13 protein-coding genes are annotated in these 16266 nt (G+C 73.9%); 6 read left to right on the top strand and 7 right to left on the bottom strand.

What is annotated here, in order from left to right:
* The first annotated feature begins 1 nt into the window (after nucleotide 1).
* Genes paaC through paaE form a run of 3 tightly spaced genes read left to right on the top strand, consistent with a single transcriptional unit; the run spans nucleotide 2 to nucleotide 2453 of the window.
* Nucleotides 2–829, top strand: a complete 828-nt coding sequence (gene paaC / locus ADK65_RS24820; protein ID WP_053672729.1) for a 1,2-phenylacetyl-CoA epoxidase subunit PaaC — start codon at nucleotides 2–4, stop codon at nucleotides 827–829.
* Nucleotides 823–1338 (top strand): 1,2-phenylacetyl-CoA epoxidase subunit PaaD, encoded by a 516-nt coding sequence (gene paaD, locus ADK65_RS24815; RefSeq protein ID WP_053672727.1) that lies wholly within the window; start codon nucleotides 823–825, stop codon nucleotides 1336–1338. The genes paaC and paaD overlap by 7 nt, the downstream gene beginning before the upstream one ends.
* A complete protein-coding gene (paaE, locus tag ADK65_RS24810) occupies nucleotides 1338–2453 on the top strand; it encodes a 1,2-phenylacetyl-CoA epoxidase subunit PaaE (RefSeq protein ID WP_420709072.1) in 1116 nt (371 codons plus the stop codon). Before paaD ends, paaE begins: the two co-directional genes overlap by 1 nt.
* Nucleotides 2454–2522: 69 nt before the next feature.
* Here the strand turns inward: paaE and ADK65_RS24805 are convergent, their stop codons facing one another.
* Nucleotides 2523–4187 (bottom strand): PucR family transcriptional regulator, encoded by a 1665-nt coding sequence (locus tag ADK65_RS24805; protein ID WP_053672725.1) that lies wholly within the window; start codon nucleotides 4185–4187, stop codon nucleotides 2523–2525.
* A 212-nt stretch (nucleotides 4188–4399) separates the two neighbouring features.
* On the opposite strand from ADK65_RS24805, the gene ADK65_RS24800 reads away from it, so the two are divergent.
* The 3 genes from ADK65_RS24800 to ADK65_RS24790 are packed head-to-tail and all read left to right on the top strand — an operon-like array spanning nucleotide 4400 to nucleotide 9968.
* Nucleotides 4400–5668: an aspartate aminotransferase family protein gene (locus tag ADK65_RS24800; protein WP_053672723.1), complete on the top strand. Its 1269-nt coding sequence runs from the start codon at nucleotides 4400–4402 to the stop codon at nucleotides 5666–5668.
* Nucleotides 5665–8532 carry an FAD-binding and (Fe-S)-binding domain-containing protein gene (locus ADK65_RS24795; RefSeq protein ID WP_053672721.1) on the top strand — a complete coding sequence of 956 codons (2868 nt, stop codon included), beginning with the start codon at nucleotides 5665–5667 and terminating at the stop codon, nucleotides 8530–8532. Before ADK65_RS24800 ends, ADK65_RS24795 begins: the two co-directional genes overlap by 4 nt.
* Nucleotides 8529–9968 (top strand): NAD-dependent succinate-semialdehyde dehydrogenase, encoded by a 1440-nt coding sequence (locus ADK65_RS24790; protein WP_053672719.1) that lies wholly within the window; start codon nucleotides 8529–8531, stop codon nucleotides 9966–9968. The genes ADK65_RS24795 and ADK65_RS24790 overlap by 4 nt, the downstream gene beginning before the upstream one ends.
* Nucleotide 9969: 1 nt before the next feature.
* On the opposite strand, the gene ADK65_RS38610 is transcribed toward ADK65_RS24790, so the two are convergent.
* The 6 genes from ADK65_RS38610 to ADK65_RS38600 are packed head-to-tail and all read right to left on the bottom strand — an operon-like array spanning nucleotide 9970 to nucleotide 15582.
* Entirely contained in the window at nucleotides 9970–10650 is a 681-nt protein-coding gene (locus ADK65_RS38610; protein WP_053672717.1) for a hypothetical protein, read from the bottom strand.
* Nucleotides 10651–10654: 4 nt separating this feature from the next.
* Nucleotides 10655–10834, bottom strand: a complete 180-nt coding sequence (locus ADK65_RS24780; protein ID WP_053672715.1) for a hypothetical protein — start codon at nucleotides 10832–10834, stop codon at nucleotides 10655–10657.
* Nucleotides 10831–13032: an ATP-binding protein gene (locus ADK65_RS24775; RefSeq protein WP_053672713.1), complete on the bottom strand. Its 2202-nt coding sequence runs from the start codon at nucleotides 13030–13032 to the stop codon at nucleotides 10831–10833. Before ADK65_RS24775 ends, ADK65_RS24780 begins: the two co-directional genes overlap by 4 nt.
* Complete coding sequence (locus ADK65_RS24770) at nucleotides 13029–14795, bottom strand: ThiF family adenylyltransferase (protein ID WP_053672711.1); 1767 nt, start codon at nucleotides 14793–14795, stop codon at nucleotides 13029–13031. The genes ADK65_RS24775 and ADK65_RS24770 overlap by 4 nt, the downstream gene beginning before the upstream one ends.
* Entirely contained in the window at nucleotides 14792–15373 is a 582-nt protein-coding gene (locus tag ADK65_RS38605; RefSeq protein WP_053672709.1) for a hypothetical protein, read from the bottom strand. The genes ADK65_RS24770 and ADK65_RS38605 overlap by 4 nt, the downstream gene beginning before the upstream one ends.
* Nucleotides 15370–15582 carry a hypothetical protein gene (locus ADK65_RS38600; RefSeq protein ID WP_053672707.1) on the bottom strand — a complete coding sequence of 71 codons (213 nt, stop codon included), beginning with the start codon at nucleotides 15580–15582 and terminating at the stop codon, nucleotides 15370–15372. The genes ADK65_RS38605 and ADK65_RS38600 overlap by 4 nt, the downstream gene beginning before the upstream one ends.
* Nucleotides 15583–16266: the final 684 nt, after the last annotated feature.

Genomic DNA, 16266 nt, shown 5'->3' with positions numbered 1-16266 from the left:
CATGAGCGACGACCACGTCTACCTGACCCTCGCCGAGGGACACGAGGACGACACCCGCTGGGCCTACGGCACCGGCTTCGAGGACCCCCTGCACGGCGTCGACACCGCCGTGCCCGACGACGTGGACGCCGGTGAACTGGCCGCCCTCTGCGTCACCCTGGCCGACGACGCCCTGGTCTCGGCCCAGCGGCTGGCCGAGTGGACCACCCGCGCCCCCGAGCTGGAGGAGGAGGTGGCGCTGGCCAACATCGGGCTCGACCTGCTCGGCCAGGCCCGCCTGCTGTACTCCCGCGCGGGCCAGGCCGACGGAACCGGCCGTGACGAGGACGCCTTCGCCTACTTCCGCGACGCCGGCGACTTCCGCAACGTACGTCTGGCCGAACTGCCGTGCGGCGACTTCGCGTTCTCGATCGTGCGGCTGCTGGTGCTGGCCAGCTGGCGCCTCGCACACTTCGAGCGGCTCACCGCGCACCGCGACCCGGTGCTCGCGGCGATCGCCGCCAAGGGCGTGAAGGAACTGACCTACCACCGCCAGTACGCGGCCGAGTGGGCCGTGCGCCTCGGCGACGGCACCGAGGAGTCCCACCGCCGGATGCGCAGGGCACAGGAGCAGGTGGCGCCCTACCTGGGCGAGCTGTTCACGGCGTCCGACGTACGGGACGAGGTCGTCGCGGTCCTCCGCCAGGTCACCGAGGCGGCCGGACTGCCCATGCCGGTCTACCGCCCCCTGCCCGGCTCGGGCCGCACCGGGGACCACACCGAGCATCTCGCCCCGCTGCTGGCCGAGTTGCAGGGCGTGGCCCGTGCCCACCCGGAGGCGGCATGGTGACGGCACTCCTGGACGCGCGACGGGCCCGGCACATCGCCGAGCAGGTGCCCGACCCCGAACTGCCCATGCTGACCCTGGCCGACCTCGGCGTGCTGCGCGAGGTGACGCTGGACCCGGACGGCACGGTCGTCGCGAGCCTGACCCCTACCTACTCGGGCTGCCCGGCGATGGCGGAGATGCGCGCGGGCGTGGCGGCCCGGCTGCGCGAGGCGGGCTATGAGCGCGTGGAGATCCGCACGGTCCTCGACCCGCCGTGGAGCAGCGACTGGATCACGGCGCAGGGCCGGCGCAAGCTCGCCGAGCACGGCATCGCCCCGCCCGGAGCAGCGCCGCGGCACGCCCCCGGCCCGGTGCCGCTGCTGCTGTCACCGACCCGCCGCTCGGTGCCCTGCCCCCGCTGCGGTCACCCCGACACCGAGGAGACCTCCCGCTTCGGCGCCACGTCCTGCAAGTCCCTGTGGCGCTGCCTCGCCTGTCGCGAGCCGTTCGAGTACGTCAAGGAGATCTGATGGAGGACCTGATGGAGCCGGCCCCCGCCCCGGCGGCCCGCCCGCGTGCCCGCCGACGTCCGGTCTTCCACCCCCTGCGGGTCACCGCCGTGCAGCCGCTGTGCGAGGACGCGGTGGCCGTCGGCTTCGACATCCCGGCCGAGCTGGCCGAGGAGTTCACCTTCGCGCCCGGACAGTCGCTCACCCTGCGCCGCGAGATCGACGGCCGGGACGAGCGCCGCTCGTACTCGATCTGCGCGCCCGCCGGCACGGCGCCCCGGATCGGCGTCCGGGTGGTGCCGGGCGGCCTGTTCTCCTCCTGGCTGGTGCACGACGTCCGCCCCGGCGACACCGTCGAGGTCATGGCACCCACCGGTGCCTTCACACCCGACCTCACCACCCACGGCCACCACGTCCTGATCGCCGCCGGCTCCGGCATCACGCCCATGGTCTCCATCGCCGAGTCCGTCCTGGCCGCCGACCCCCGCTCGCGCGTCACCCTGCTGTACGGCAACCGCCGCACCGGCACGGTGATGTTCGCCGATGATCTCGCCGACCTGAAGGACCTCTACCCGACGCGGTTCCAGCTCGCCCACGTCCTGTCCCGCGAGCCCCGCGAGGCCGAGGTGCTCTCCGGCCGCCTCGACGCCGAGCGGCTCTCGGCGCTCGTCGACGCCCTGGTGGACGTCGAATCGGCCGACCACTGGTGGCTGTGCGGCCCGCACGGCATGGTCCGCGCCGCCCAGCAGGTCCTGAGCGGCCTCGGCGTCCCCGCCGACCGCGTCCACCAGGAACTGTTCTACGCCGACGACGAGCCCGTCCGCGAGGTCCGGCACACCGAGACCGGCCCCTCCGGCCCGGTCAGCCAGGTCACCGTCACCCTCGACGGCCGCTCCACCACGTCCCCGCTGCCCCGCGACCGCACCATCCTGGAAGGGGCCCAGCAAACCCGCCCCGACCTGCCCTTCGCCTGCAAGGGCGGCGTCTGCGGCACCTGCCGGGCCCAGATCACCGACGGCAAGGCCGACATGCGCCGCAACTTCGCCCTCGAACCGTCCGAGGTCGACGCGGGCTACGTTCTCACCTGCCAGTCGTTCCCGGTGTCGGACGAGCTGACGGTGGACTTCGACACCTGATCGTCCGAGCGGCGGGCCGGCCTGCGGCCCCAGGCATGGCTCGGCGCGAGGATCGGGGCGCGCAAAGCGTCACAGGGGGTGCGGTGCCCGGCCGGCGCGCAGCACCCGCAACGCCGTGAGCGCCACGTGCAGTTCCGTTCGGTGGTCGCCGGACTCGAGGTCGGTGTCGAGGAGACGTTCGATGGCGCGCAGGCGCTGGTACATGGTCTCGCGGGACAGGCCGCCGCGACGGGCCGCCGTGGTCTTGTTGCCGGCGGCGTCGAGGTAGTGGCCCAGGGTGGTCAGCAGATCGGTGCCGTGCCGGGTGTCGTGGTCGATGAGCCGGCCAAGCCGTCGCTCGGTGTAGCCCTGGATCCTGGTGTCCTCGCGCAGCGCGTACAGCAGCCGGCGCAGGTCGATGTCCGGCAGCTCGTGGAAGGAGCGGTCCGCGGGCAGGGCCTGCCCGGGCGGGGTGGCCTCTATGACCCGGGCGGCCTCCCGGAACGAGCGTGCGGTCTCGGCGAGGTCCGTGACCTCGGAGCCGACACCGACGATCGCCGTGGGAGCCAGGGCCAGGGCCGTGCGGCTCAGCCGTTCGGCCACGGGCCGCCAGGGCTGGGCCGGGCGCAGGGCCAGCAGGACGCCGAGACGGCCGGGGGAGAGTTCGCCGACCAGGGCCGGAACGCCGGCCGACCGCAGCTCCCGGTACAGCAGGCTCTCCGGCTCGGCTCCCGCCCCGCCGGGTCCGGGGTCCACGAGGACCGCCAGGAACACCCCGGCCTCCGTGGGCAGGCCCAGCGCGGCGCAGCGGGCCCGGACGTCCTCGGGGGAGTGGTGGCGCTGCTCCGCCAGCTCACGCAGGGCGTTGCGGTGGGCCGTGCGCTCCCAGGGCCTGGAGTGGATGAGCCGGGCCACGGTCAGGGCCATCGCCGTCCGCTCCAGGACGGTGACGTGCTCCGGGCCGAAGACCGGCCCCTCGGCGGGCAGCATCGCCAGCCGCCCCCATCGTTCGCCCTGGTAGGAGACGGGCGCGGTGAGCCAGCCCTCGGGGCCGCCCACCTCGGTCTGGTCCCGGGGCTCGGTCGCCCGGGAGCGCCGCTCCCAGTCCCCGAGCGCCTCCTCCACCGTGCTCCCCGAGGGCTCACAGATCAGCGCCTGGTGCACCAGGTTCTCCAGCACGACCGTCCGGCCGCTCATCTCCGCCGCCGCGCGCACCACCTCCTCCGGCCCCGCCCCGCGCAGCGTCAGGGCCGTGAACGCCTCGTGGATCCGCTGGGTCCGCCGCATCGCGTCGGCCTGGTTGCCGAGGATCAGGGCGTGCACGACCTGGGTCACCTCGAGGAAGTTGACGTCACGGGCGAGGGTGACCAGGGGGAGGCCCCTGGCCCGGCAGGCCTGCACGAGGGCGTCGGGCGGCCGGTGGTAGCGCCGTACGAGTTCGATGACCAGGGCGGCCGCTCCCACCTCGGTGAGTTCCTCGACGTACCGGCGGACCCCCGCCGGGTCCTCGGGCAGCGGCATACCCGTGGTCAGGACCAGCTCGCCGCCCTTGAGGAAGGAGGCGGGGTCCGTCAGCTCGGTGATGTGCACCCAGCGCACCGGACGGTCCAGAAGGTCCAGCCCCGTGACGACCTGAGGCTGCCCGGCGGCCAGGACGGGCAGGGCCAGGACGTCGGCGAGGGTGGGTGCGCGACCGGCCGGGGCGGGGTCACGGCCGGCCGTCGGGGGGTGCTGGTTCACGGTGCCTCCCTGCATGCCCGGTCACTCTGACAAGCGGCGCTGACCTGCGCAAGAGCTGCCCACAGGAGGGGCGGGCGGTGCGCGGGGGGTTCGGCGGTTGACACAACGTCCGAACAACGGGTTCCGGCTGGACACATCAGGCGTTGTCCCGTTTCGCGACGGCTTCGATGCTCGGGTACCGGAGCTGAGCCAAGCCACCAGACCTCGTCGTACGGCCGGGAGACACCATGACCGCACTGTCGCCGCACCTTCGCCAGGCCACGCCCGTCGTGGCCGCCCGGGGCGAGGGCGTCCACCTCTACGGTGAGGACGGCCGCCGCTACCTCGACTTCACCGCCGGCATCGGCGTCACCAGCACCGGGCACTGCCACCCCCAGGTCGTGGCGGCGGCGCAGGAGCAGGTGGGCACGCTGATCCACGGCCAGTACACGACCGTCATGCACCAGCCGCTGCGCCGACTCGTCGACAAGCTGGGCGAGGTGCTGCCGGCCGGACTGGACAGCCTGTTCTTCACCAACTCCGGCAGCGAGGCAGTCGAGGCGGCCCTGCGGCTGGCCCGCCAGGCCACCGGCCGGCCCAACGTCCTGGTCTGCCACGGCGGCTTCCACGGCCGCACGGTCGCCGCCGCCTCCATGACCACCTCCGGCACCCGCTTCCGCTCCGGGTTCTCGCCGCTGATGAGCGGCGTGGTCGTCACCCCGTTCCCGACGGCCTTCCGGTACGGCTGGGACGAGGAGACCGCCACCCGCTTCGCGCTGAGGGAACTCGACTACACCCTCCAGACGATCTCGTCGCCCGCCGACACGGCGGCGATCATCGTCGAGCCGGTCCTCGGCGAGGGCGGCTACGTCCCCGCCAACCGCGCCTTCCTCGAAGGGCTGCGGGAGCGGGCGGACCGGCACGGCTTCCTGCTGATCCTGGACGAGGTGCAGACCGGTGTCGGCCGCACCGGCCGCTTCTGGGGTCACGACCACTTCGGCGTCACCCCCGACATCCTGGTGACCGCAAAGGGCCTCGCCAGCGGCTTCCCCCTCTCCGGCATCGCCGCCTCCGAGGAGCTGATGACGAAGGCCTGGCCCGGCTCGCAGGGCGGCACGTACGGCGCCAACGCCGTCGCCTGCGCCGCCGCCTGCGCGACGCTGGACGTCGTACGTGACGAGAAGCTCGTCGAGAACGCCGAGGCGATGGGCAAGCGGCTCCGCCAGGGCCTGGAGGCCGTGGCCGACCGCACCCCGGGCATCGGCGACGTCCGCGGCCTCGGTCTCATGCTCGCCACCGAGTTCGTCACCGAGGACGGCAGCCCCGACCCGGAGACCGCCGGCCGCGTCCAGCGGGCCGCCATCGACGAGGGCCTGCTCCTGCTGCTGTGCGGCGCCTGGAACCAGGTCGTCCGTATGATCCCGGCGCTTGTGATCGACGAGCACGGCGTCGACGAGGGCCTGCGGGCCTGGGCCAAGGCCGTCGAGGCCGGAACCTCGGGAGCGTCGGACCGATGACCACCGCCACCCGCGACCTGGCGGGTCTGACGGCCCGTATCGCCGAGTTCGCGCCCGGTCTGCGGGTGGAGACCGGCCCGGGGGCCACCGGCCCCTACGCCTACGACGCCTCCAACTACCGTGTGCCGCCCGGGGCGGTGGTCTTCCCGCGCACCGCCGACGACGTGGTCGCGGTGCTGCGGGCCTGCCGGGAGGCCGGTGTGCCCGTCACCGCCCGGGGCGGCGGCACCAGCATGGCCGGCAACGCCGTCGGGCCGGGTGTGGTCCTGGACTTCTCCCGGTACATGAACCGGATCCTGGACATCGACGTGGAGGCGCGCACCGCGCGGGTCGAGGCGGGTGCCGTCCTGGACGCGCTGCGCAGCGCGACCGCGCTGCACGGGCTCGACTTCGGCCCGGACCCCTCCTCGCACAGCCGCTGCACCCTCGGCGGCATGATCGGCAACGACGCCTGCGGGAACCGGTCGGTGCGCGACGGGCGGACCAGCGGGCATGTCGAGGCGCTGGAGATCGTGACGGCCGACGGCGTGCGGGCCGTCGCCGATCACAGCGGGCTGCGTCCGGTGGACCCGGGTGACGCCGCGGCCGTCGCCCGGATCGAGTCCGGCCTCAGGCGCCTGGTCGAGCAGAACCTGGCGCCGATCCGGACCGAGCTGGGCCGCATCCCGCGCCAGGTCTCCGGCTACCAGCTCCACCACCTCCTGCCGGAGAACGGCTTCGACCTGGCCCGCGCCCTGGTGGGCACCGAGGGCACCTGTGCGGTCGTCACCGCCGCGACGGTCCGCCTGGTGGCGACCGCACAGGCATCCACGCTCCTCACGCTCGGCTACGACGACGTGGTCGACGCGGCCGAGGACGTGCCCGAGATCCTCCGCTTCTCGCCGAGTGCGGTGGAGGGCATGGACGAGGCGATCGTCGCCACCATGCGCGCCCGCCGCGGTCCCGGTTCCGTCACCGGCCTGCCCGCGGGCCGTGCCTGGCTGTACGTCGAGCTCGAAGGGGACGACCAGGCAGACGTGGACGCCCGGGCCGCCGAGCTGCTCGGCGTACTGAAGGACCTGGGGCGGCTGACCGGGGGCCGGGTCGTGCGGAGCCCGGCGGAGCGGCGGTCGCTGTGGCGGGTGCGGGAGGACGGGGCCGGGCTCGCCGCCCGGCTCGTCGACGGCGGCGAGTCCTGGCCGGGCTGGGAGGACGCTGCGGTCGCCCCCGAGGACCTGGCGGCCTACCTGCGCGGATTCCGCAAGCTGCTCGCCTCCCACCAGCTCACCGGTGTGCTGTACGGGCACTTCGGCGCGGGCTGCGTGCACGTACGGATCGACTTCGACATGACCACCGACACCGGCCGGGAGGTCATGCGCCGCTTCCTCGGCGAGGCCGCCGCGCTGGTCGTGGAGCACGGCGGCACCCTGTCGGGTGAGCACGGTGACGGACGTGCCCGCGGCGAACTGCTGGAGGTGATGTACAGCCACCGCATGATCGCCGCGTTCGCCGCCTTCAAGCAGGTCTTCGACCCCTCCGGGCTGCTCAATCCCGGTGTGATCGTCCACCCGGCCCCGCTGGACGCCGATCTCGCGCTGCGTGAACTCCCCCTCGTGGAAACGACGTTCGGCTTCCCGCACGACGCGGACGGCTTCACCGGAGCCGTGCGCCGCTGCGTCGGCGTCGGCCGCTGCCGCAGTGACGCGGGCGGGGTGATGTGCCCCAGCTACCGTGCCACGGGCGAGGAGAACGACTCCACCCGCGGACGGGCCCGCATGCTCCAGGAAATGGTCCGCGGCGAGACCGTCCGGGACGGCTGGCGCTCGACCGAGGTCAAGGACGCCCTCGACCTGTGCCTGTCCTGCAAGGCCTGCTCCAGCGACTGCCCGGTGGGTGTCGACATGGCCACCTACAAGGCCGAGTTCCTCCACCAGCACTACCGGGGCCGCCTGCGCCCCCGGTCGCACTACTCCCTGGGCTGGCTGCCGAAGACCTCGGCGCTCGCGGGATACGCCGCCCGGCCGGTCAACGCCCTGCTGCGCGGCCCCCTGGGCAAGCTCCTGGCCCGTCTGGGCGGCGTCACCACCCAGCGCGGGATCCCCGCCTTCGCCTCCCGCCGCACCCTGCGCAGGACCCTGCGCGCGGCACAGCCCGCAGGACCCGCCAAGGCGGTCCTCTTCGTCGACAGCTTCACCCGCGCCTTCCGCCCCCAGGTCGTGGGAGCGGCGAGCCGGGTGCTCGCCGACGCCGGCATCCCCTGCACCCCCCGGGACGGCCTGTGCTGCGGGCTGACCTGGGTCAGCACCGGCCAACTGGACACGGCCCGCAAGGTCATGGCCCGCACCGTCGCCGCTCTCGACGACGGCGACGACCGGCCCGTCGTCGTGGCCGAACCGAGCTGCGCCGCCGCCCTCAAGCGCGACGTGCCCGAACTCCTCGGCACCGAGGCCGCCCGGCGGGTCGCCGACCGGGTGCGGACCTTCACCGGGGCGCTGACCGACCTCGCCGAACCGGGCTGGGCACCGCCGCCCCTCCCCGAGAACGTCGTGCTCCAGACCCACTGCCACGAGTACGCCACCTTCAAGGGCCGCCGCCCCGCCGACCTGCTGCGCCGCCTGGGCGTACGCGGAGTCGACGAGGCCGAGGGCTGCTGCGGACTGGCCGGCAACTTCGGCTTCGAGGCAGAGCACTACGACACCTCGATGGCCGTCGCCGACCTCGCGCTGAAGCCCCGCCTCGACAAGCTCGACGGACGGCCCGTCATCGCCGACGGCTTCAGCTGCGCCACCCAGATCGACCACCTCGCGGGCGGCAGGGACATCCGAGCCCTGCACCTCGCCGAACTCCTCGACCCCGCCGCCGACCAGCCAGGAGAAACGACATGACCGAGGTTCCCACTCAACTGTTCATCGGCGGTGCCTGGGTGGACGCCGCGGACGGCGCCACCATGCCCGTCGACGATCCCGCGACCGGCGACATCCTCTGCCACATCGCCGACGCCGGTCCCAAGGACGCCCGGCTCGCGGAGGAAGCGGCCGTAGGGGCCCAGCGGGACTGGGCCCGTACGGCCCCCCGGGCGCGCAGCGAGATCCTGCGCCGCGCCTACGAGATCGTCCTGGAGCGCACCGACGAACTCGCCCACCTGATGACGTCCGAGATGGGCAAGCCGCTGGCCGAGGCCCGGGGCGAGGTGGCGTACGCCGCCGAGTTCTTCCGCTGGTTCTCCGAGGAGGCCGTCCGCATCGACGGCGGCTGCGGCACCCTGCCCGACGGCCGCAACCGCATGCTGCTCACCCGTCGCCCGGTCGGACCCTGCCTGCTGATCACGCCGTGGAACTTCCCGCTGGCCATGGGCACCCGCAAGATCGGCCCGGCGATCGCGGCGGGCTGCACGATGATCCTCAAGCCCGCCCCGCAGACCCCGCTGACCAGCCTCGCGCTGGCCGGGATCCTGAAGGAGGCGGGCCTGCCGGACGGGGTGCTGAACGTCGTCACCACCTCCCGGGCCGGCGAGGTGTGCGAGCCGCTGCTGCGCGGCGGCCGGATCCGCAAGCTGTCCTTCACCGGCTCCACCGCGGTGGGCCGGCTGCTGCTCGCGCAGTGCGCGGACACGGTCGTCCGCACCTCGATGGAGCTGGGCGGGAACGCGCCCTTCATCGTCTTCGACGACGCCGACCTGGACGTGGCCGTGGACGGGGCGATGGTCGCCAAGATGCGGAACATGGGCGAGGCCTGCACGGCGGCGAACCGGTTCTTCGTGCACCGGTCGGTGGCCGACGAGTTCGGGCGGCGGCTCGCCGAGCGGATGGGCGCCCTCGTGGTGGGGCCCGGGACCCGGGAGGGCGTCGACGTCGGCCCGCTGATCGACGCCGCCGGACGCACCAAGGTCGCCGACCTCGTCGCCGACGCGGTGGAGCGAGGCGCCCGGGTGCTCGTCGGCGGCCGCACGCCGGAGGGGCCCGGCCACTTCTACCCGCCGACCGTGCTGGCCGGCGTCGATCCCGGCAGCCGTCTGATGGACACGGAGATCTTCGGCCCGGTCGCCGCGCTCCTCACCTTCGACGACGAGGACGAGGTGCTGCGCCGCGCCAACGACACGCCCTGGGGCCTCGTCGGCTACGTGTTCACCCAGGGGCTGGACCGCGGGCTGCGCGTCAGCGAGGGCCTGGAGGTGGGCATGGTGGGCCTGAACACCGGCCTCGTCTCCAACCCCGCCGCACCCTTCGGCGGAGTCAAGCAGTCCGGGCTCGGGCGTGAAGGCGGCCGCGTCGGGATCGACGAGTTCCTGGAGTACCAGTACGTCGCGGTGCCTGTGCGCTAGATCAGTCGACGTGGAACCCGGCGCCGGGACCGTTGCCCTGATAGGTCCCGTCCCGGGTGTACTCGGTGGTGCTGATGGAGAAGGTCTGGCCGGGGAAGCGGCCGTAGAAGTCCGGGGACGGCAGACTCATGCGTGCCGTGAAGTCCCCGTTGCCGTCGGTGTGGGCCTCCCCCATGGCGGTGGCGTGGAACGCCAGCTTCACCAGGCCGTCCCGGATGAACCCGGACCCGGTGACGGTGACGGTCGTGTACGCCGAGCCGCTCTGGGGACTGACCCGCAGCTCCGCGGGGGAGGAGTAGGTGTCGTCCTCCGGGGTCGTCTCCGGGTACGCACCGGACCCGGCCGAGGATCCCGACGACCATGGCGGTGTGACGGAGCCGAAGTCGGGCAGACCGCCGGAGCCGATCCACCCGCTGATCACGAACGCGGCGGCCACCAGGAACGCGATCCCGCCGAGGATGCCGCTCCCGCCGCCGTTCTCCTCGCGTGGCGGGGCCGGAGGCGGAGCCGCCGGCGGCCCCGGCGGCAGCGAGGCGGGACTGCCCTTCTTCTTGCCCTTCCCCGCGGGCTTCCCCGGCTTTCCCGTTCCCATGAGCGTCTGCGCGCCGCCCGCGAAGGGAGCGGGCCCGGGCCGGCCCGTGATCGCTTCGCGGATCCTCTCCAGATCCTCATTGGCCGCCATGCGCTTACTCCACCCCTCGTCGTGTGTCGGCCGCCACCCGGTCGGCGATCAGACGCGCTTCCCGTACGGCCGCCGCGGCCCCGCGCCGGTCGGCCGCCCGCACCCGGGTCAGCGCCCGGGCGATGACGCAGTAGAAACCGGCGTGCAGTTCCTCGGAGCCGCAGCGCAGGCCGTCGCGCGTCACCCGGTCCCCCAGCGCCTGAAGGGCGACTGCCGGCTGCGCTTCCGGGGGACGCCCGCCAACGCGTCCTCGACGTCCGGCACGAGCCTGAGCCAGTGCCGGGCCGCGCACGGGCGAGGGCAGGCCTGGCACCAGATCCGCTCGGCCGACCCGCGCTCCCCGGGCACCGCGGGCCCCTCCGCGGGCCGCCGCACCGCGTCGACGGGGGCGGCGGGTTCCGGGGTCACCGACACCCACACCGGAGCCGGATGGCCACCCGCCGACACGACGAACGCCTCGCCCCGGGCGAGCATCGGCACCTGCTCGGCCACCTGGCCGATCATCCCGGGGCCCGGGGCCTCAAGAAGCCGGTGCGTGAGCAGATTGGGGAACAGACCGGTCACCGTGTCCGGGAGCTGCTTCGGGTCCTGCGTCACCAGGACGAACCCCTGCCCGTAGGAACGCTGGGTCGCGATCGCCGTTGCGGTCGCCTCGGCGGCGGCCGGCATCCGCGGCTCGTTCGTGCCGGGGCCGCCTCCGCCGCCGAGCAGCAGGTGCGCTTCCTCCAGGACGGTCAGATGTCCGAAGCCGGGGAGCGGATGGGCCCGCCGGTAGGCCACGAGACCGGCCAGCAGCAGGCCGAAGGCCATCTGCCGGGCCGCGCGGTCGCCGAAGTCGGCCAGGGTGATCACCGAGGGCTCGGCCAGCAGTCGTCCCCAGTCGAGCCCGGCGTCCGCGCCGCCGGCCAGAGCGTCACCGCCCGCGCCCGCCAGCAGGCTCTGCACCCGCTGTCCGAGCGAGGCTCGCAGATTCGCGGCCTGTTCCCCGGTTCCCCCGTAGGCGCAGACTTGTTCGAGGACCGCCCGGTAGAGCTGCGCCACGGTGGGCGGGGCGTCGTCCTGGTAGAGGTCGGTGACGGCGTTTCGCAGCGCGGCCGCGGCGAGCGGCCAGGACGCCGACAACCCCGTGGCCGCGTCGAGGCATTCGGCCACGGTGTCGGCGAAGCCGTCCCTGTTCACGCCCTCGGGTACCGCCAGCGGGTTGATCTGCGTACCGTCGTGACCGAGCCTCAGGGCGTGGGCGCCCATCGCGAGGTAGTCGGTCTTCTCCGGGTCGACCACCAGGTACGGCACGGCTTGCTCACGCCACATGCGCCGCAGCAGCGTCATCACCGTGGTCGTCTTGCCGAATCCGGTCAGTCCGGTGACGAGCAGATGCTGATTCAGATCCGGCACCCGCAGCCGGTACGGCCGGCCGCCGGCCGAACGGCCCAGCCGGAGCCCGGCCCCTTCCGTCTCCGGGGCGTAGCGGGAGACGACCGCGGGACGCCGGGCATGGCGGGTGACCGCCTCCCTGGGCAACGCGGTGAGCGGCAGCAGGTCGGCTGCGGTCCGCGGAGCCACGATCGTGCCGTCGCGGACCAGTTCCAGCGTGCTCGGGCGGGGCAGCCCGGCAACGGGCTCGGGGGACAGGCAGGGCGCGCCGAGCGCTGCCGCGAGTTCCGCCGCGACGGCGGGCTCGTCCGCGGTGACCGTCACAGTCGCGTGGAAGGCCACCAGAGCGTGATCCAGGGCCTCCAGCGCGGCCAGCGGACCCGCCGCGTCCACCAGGCCGTCCGCAGCCTGGTCCCGTCCCGGGGCCGCCGCCCGTCCATCGACGCGCCGGACCACACGGCGCAGCACCGGTACGACCGTTCGTGGCGGCGCGAGCGGTGTCAGCGCCACCTCTACGCCGCACGTTCCGGCGGAACGGTCGACGGCGTCCAGGAGCGCGGCCCACTGCAACCCGTCGGGCGGCCAGCACGCGATGCTCCGGCCCGGCAGTCGCCCGACGGGCCCGGCGCTCAGCCGCCACGCACGCGCACCCTCGGCGCCGCCCCGCCCGCCGTCCGCCGACCCGAAGTCGGCTAGCCCGGCGAGCAGATCGAGGCAGCGGGCCTCATGGCCGGCCACCGACGCGCGCTGCCCCGTCAGCCGCAGGGCCATGCGCGCTCCCGTTGCCGGATCACGCCAGACCCGTGCGTGTACGGCGACGGGGTCATCGGGCCGTATGCCCGCCAGGAACTCCGCCAGCCTGAGCCGCAGAAGGTCATCCACCGTCCGCGACGCGCTGTCGGGCGAGGGAGCCGCGGCCTGAGCGGGAAGCCGGAGGACCGGCAGGCTGACGCCGCCCGCCGTCGCCGGGGCGCCGGTCCGGTCGGCGGTGTTCCGTGCCGCGGTCATGACCGTCCCCCCGTCCGGATGAGGTCGCGCAGCCTGCCGGGTGACACGTCCTGGGCGGGCCCGGTCAGGGGGTCGGTCCTGAAGTCCTCGGCACCGCACACCGGGCAGTCGGGCCTGCGCTCCACCGTCATCCAGACACTCTGGAAGGCGTGCTGGCCCGGGGCCTCGCGCAGTACGTCCCCGAACAGCCAGTAGCCGGGTTCGGTGCCGAACGCCACATAGGACTGGCCGCGCTCTCGGGCGGCCGTCAGGAACCGCGCGATGCGCGCCTGCCCGGTCCCTCCGTCGGCCGGGTGCAGCAAGGCGAGGGCAATCTTGGCGGCCGCGGCCGAGACGTGCTGGATGTCCACGACCAGACCGGGTTCGGCGACCAGACGGCCCGTGCCGTAATCGGTCGGCTGCACGAGCGGGGTGCCCGCCGACAGCTCTCGTACGCCCGCCGTGGCACAGCCCCAGCACGCCGCTCCCGGGTAGGTCATGATCACCTCACCGCCGGCCGCGCCACGGTACAGACCGGTGAAGACCCCTGGAACGCCGGTCCAGTACGCGAGGTGGTCCAGGCGGCGCTGGGCCCGGCTGTCGTCGGTCGCCGCGACCAGCAGATCACTGCCGCGCAGCACATCGGCCAGGCCACGGGCGCCGAGCCCGTGAACGGTCCGCCCCAGCGTGCGCACCGACAGCTCCGGGTTCACCGCGACGAGCCGGGATGCGAGTGCCGATACTTTCGGCCGGCCGATGTCCCGGACCGTGTACGGGCTGCGCCCGAGATTCTCGGGGGCCACCCGCTCCGGGTCGATCAGGGTCAGCCCGCCGACACCCGAGCGCGCCAGGCACTCGGCGAGGTACGCACCGACCGACCCCGCCCCGGCCACCACGACGTGCCGCCCGGCGAGTTCGGGGGCGACAAGCCCCGCGCTGCGTGCGAACAGCCCGGGCGTGCGGCGGCCGCCCCGGCGTGCCCGTAGACGCACCGGCCCGGCCGCAGCCTCCCGCAGCCGCGTCACGGCCGCCGCCGCGGAACGGCGGCGCGGCCGGGCCGCGGCGACAGCCAGGGCCAGCCGGTCGGCGGCCGCGGCCGCCGGGTCCCACGACAGCGCGAGCGGCGAGCCGTGCGTGAGGAGCACCGGAGGAGTGGCCGGGAAGTCCACGCCGAACAGCACCGCCGACACCGAGGGCAGCGTGTCGAAGCGGGCCCGCACGGCCAGCACCGGGACACCGTCCACGGTCAGCACCTCGGGTTCGCCCACCTCATGGGCTCCCGCCCGGTCCAGCGAGGCCGACACGGGCAGCACGAGCGGACGCATCGGCAGCACCTCGACCCCGCCCGGCGCGCTCACGGCGCCGAACCACGACACCCGCACCCCACGGCTGACCAGTTCGTGACGGGCCGGCGGCCCGTCGTCCAGCGTGACCACGGGCGCCAGGTATCGCCCCAGATGCGGGTTCAGCGCGAGTGACCGGCCGAACTCGTGGTGGTCCTGGCCGGACGGTTCCGGGAGTTCGGCAGGGTGCGAGTGAACGATGCCCTTGAACCGTGCCGCCCCGCTCCGCTGGATCCGCTCGACCTCCTCGATGAGCCAGGTGCTGGTGCGGTACCGCACGCTGGTGACAGCCGCTTCCTCGTCCGGCACCAGATGCGTGACCAGATCGGTACCCGCCGGCCCCAGCAGCGCCCCGCCGGCTTCCGGCGGCACCCCGCCGATCCGGTCGACGATCGCCGCCAGCGCGTGATCGGTGACCCGCACCCGCATCACGGCGCTCACCGCCCTTCCACCGCGAACGGGAACCGGTGGCCGCCCCGCACGAACCCCATGCCCAACGCCCACAGAACGGACTTGGAGTACGCCTCCTCCAGCGTCGGCTGGCCCGCACCGCGCGTCTGTGACAGGCAGATCGTCCCGTCCGGGTACAAGTGACCGTCGTGCGCGTCGATCACGTTCCGCTGGACGAGCTGCTCCAGCGGGGGCTCGACCAGCTTGACGCGGTACTCGCGCCCGTCGAAGAAGGCGAACAGCGTATAGCGCTCGTCGAGTTCGGTCGTGACCGAGTACGCCCAGCCGCGCACGTCCGGCTCGTCGACGTACGCGGTGCCCTCCGGCATGTGGGTACGCGCGAACCGCCGGTCCGCCGCAAGCCGCCGCTGATCGGCCCGCGAGGCGGCGAACGTGCCGTGGTGCACCCGGGAGACAGGCTCGTCCTCCGCCGGGTCCCCGCGGTAGATCGTGCCGTCCCGCCCCACGGTGATCCGTGCCGCCGGATCGTCCGGGTACGGGTCCTGCCTGGTCTGCGCCCGCATGATGAGGTCGCGCAGTTCGTTCAGGTCGCCGGAGTTCCTGCTCATGGACGGTTCCCTCCGATCCCGGGGTCCGTGGACGACTTGTTGTCCTGAGTGCCGCTCGACGGGTTGCCGTGGTCGCTGACATGGCTGTGGAAGTTGGTCCGGGGCTCCGACGTCTGTCCCTGTCCGCTGTGGACCTGCTGGTCGGTCTGCTTCAGGCCGCCGGTGCGGTCGTGCCCCCACGAGCCGTGACGCTCGTACGGATCGGACACGCGCTGCCCGTCTTCCGCCTCCAACGACCCCTTCTGACGGGGCGGGTGGCCCTGCGGCGGGGCGCCACCCGCGTCGCCGGCGGGCTGGGGACGGGCGCCTGTCGGAGGGGGGTGCCCCTCGCCCTGCTCCGGGCGGTGTCCTCCCCCGTACCGCTCTGCCCACTCAGTGGGGGGCAAGATGGACCAGCCCCTGACGAACACCTGTGGGCGTAGGGCTTCTCCGCCTCCCTCCCGCGACGCCCCGCCAGTGCGACCGGCACCATGACGGTCGCCGCCGTCCTGATGACCTTCCCTGTGACGGTCGGGGTGCTCGGTGGGCGCCGGATGGGCACCGCCGGCGCCCGGGCGGTCGCCCTGCGTCCGCGGGACCCTGGGTTCGGCGTGCGGCTCGTTGCCGGGGCCGGGACGGGTGGTTTCGCCGTGGCTGCGGTCCCGGGACCGTACCCCCTCCTGGGCCTGCCCGGCGCTCTCGCCGGTGCGCGGCTGACCCGGCCTGTGCTGCTCCTGGTGGTGCTGCTCTCGGCCCCAGTAAGGGCCATGCTTCTTGTGTTCGGTCGCGTCGACGAGGTGGTCCCCCGCCGGAGGGCGGCCGTTCCCCCCGTGCAGGTCCCCACTGCGCGATCCGCTGCCCTGAGCGTTCGGCGGAGCCGGTGCGTTGCCGTCGCTCGGGCGGTGCTCGTCGTC

It is taken from the genome of Streptomyces sp. NRRL B-1140, assembly GCF_001280065.1.
In the GTDB taxonomy this organism is placed as follows: Bacteria; Actinomycetota; Actinomycetes; order Streptomycetales; family Streptomycetaceae; genus Streptomyces.
Note: the sequence above shows the minus strand (reverse complement) of the source record. Positions and strands in the feature narration are given on the sequence as shown.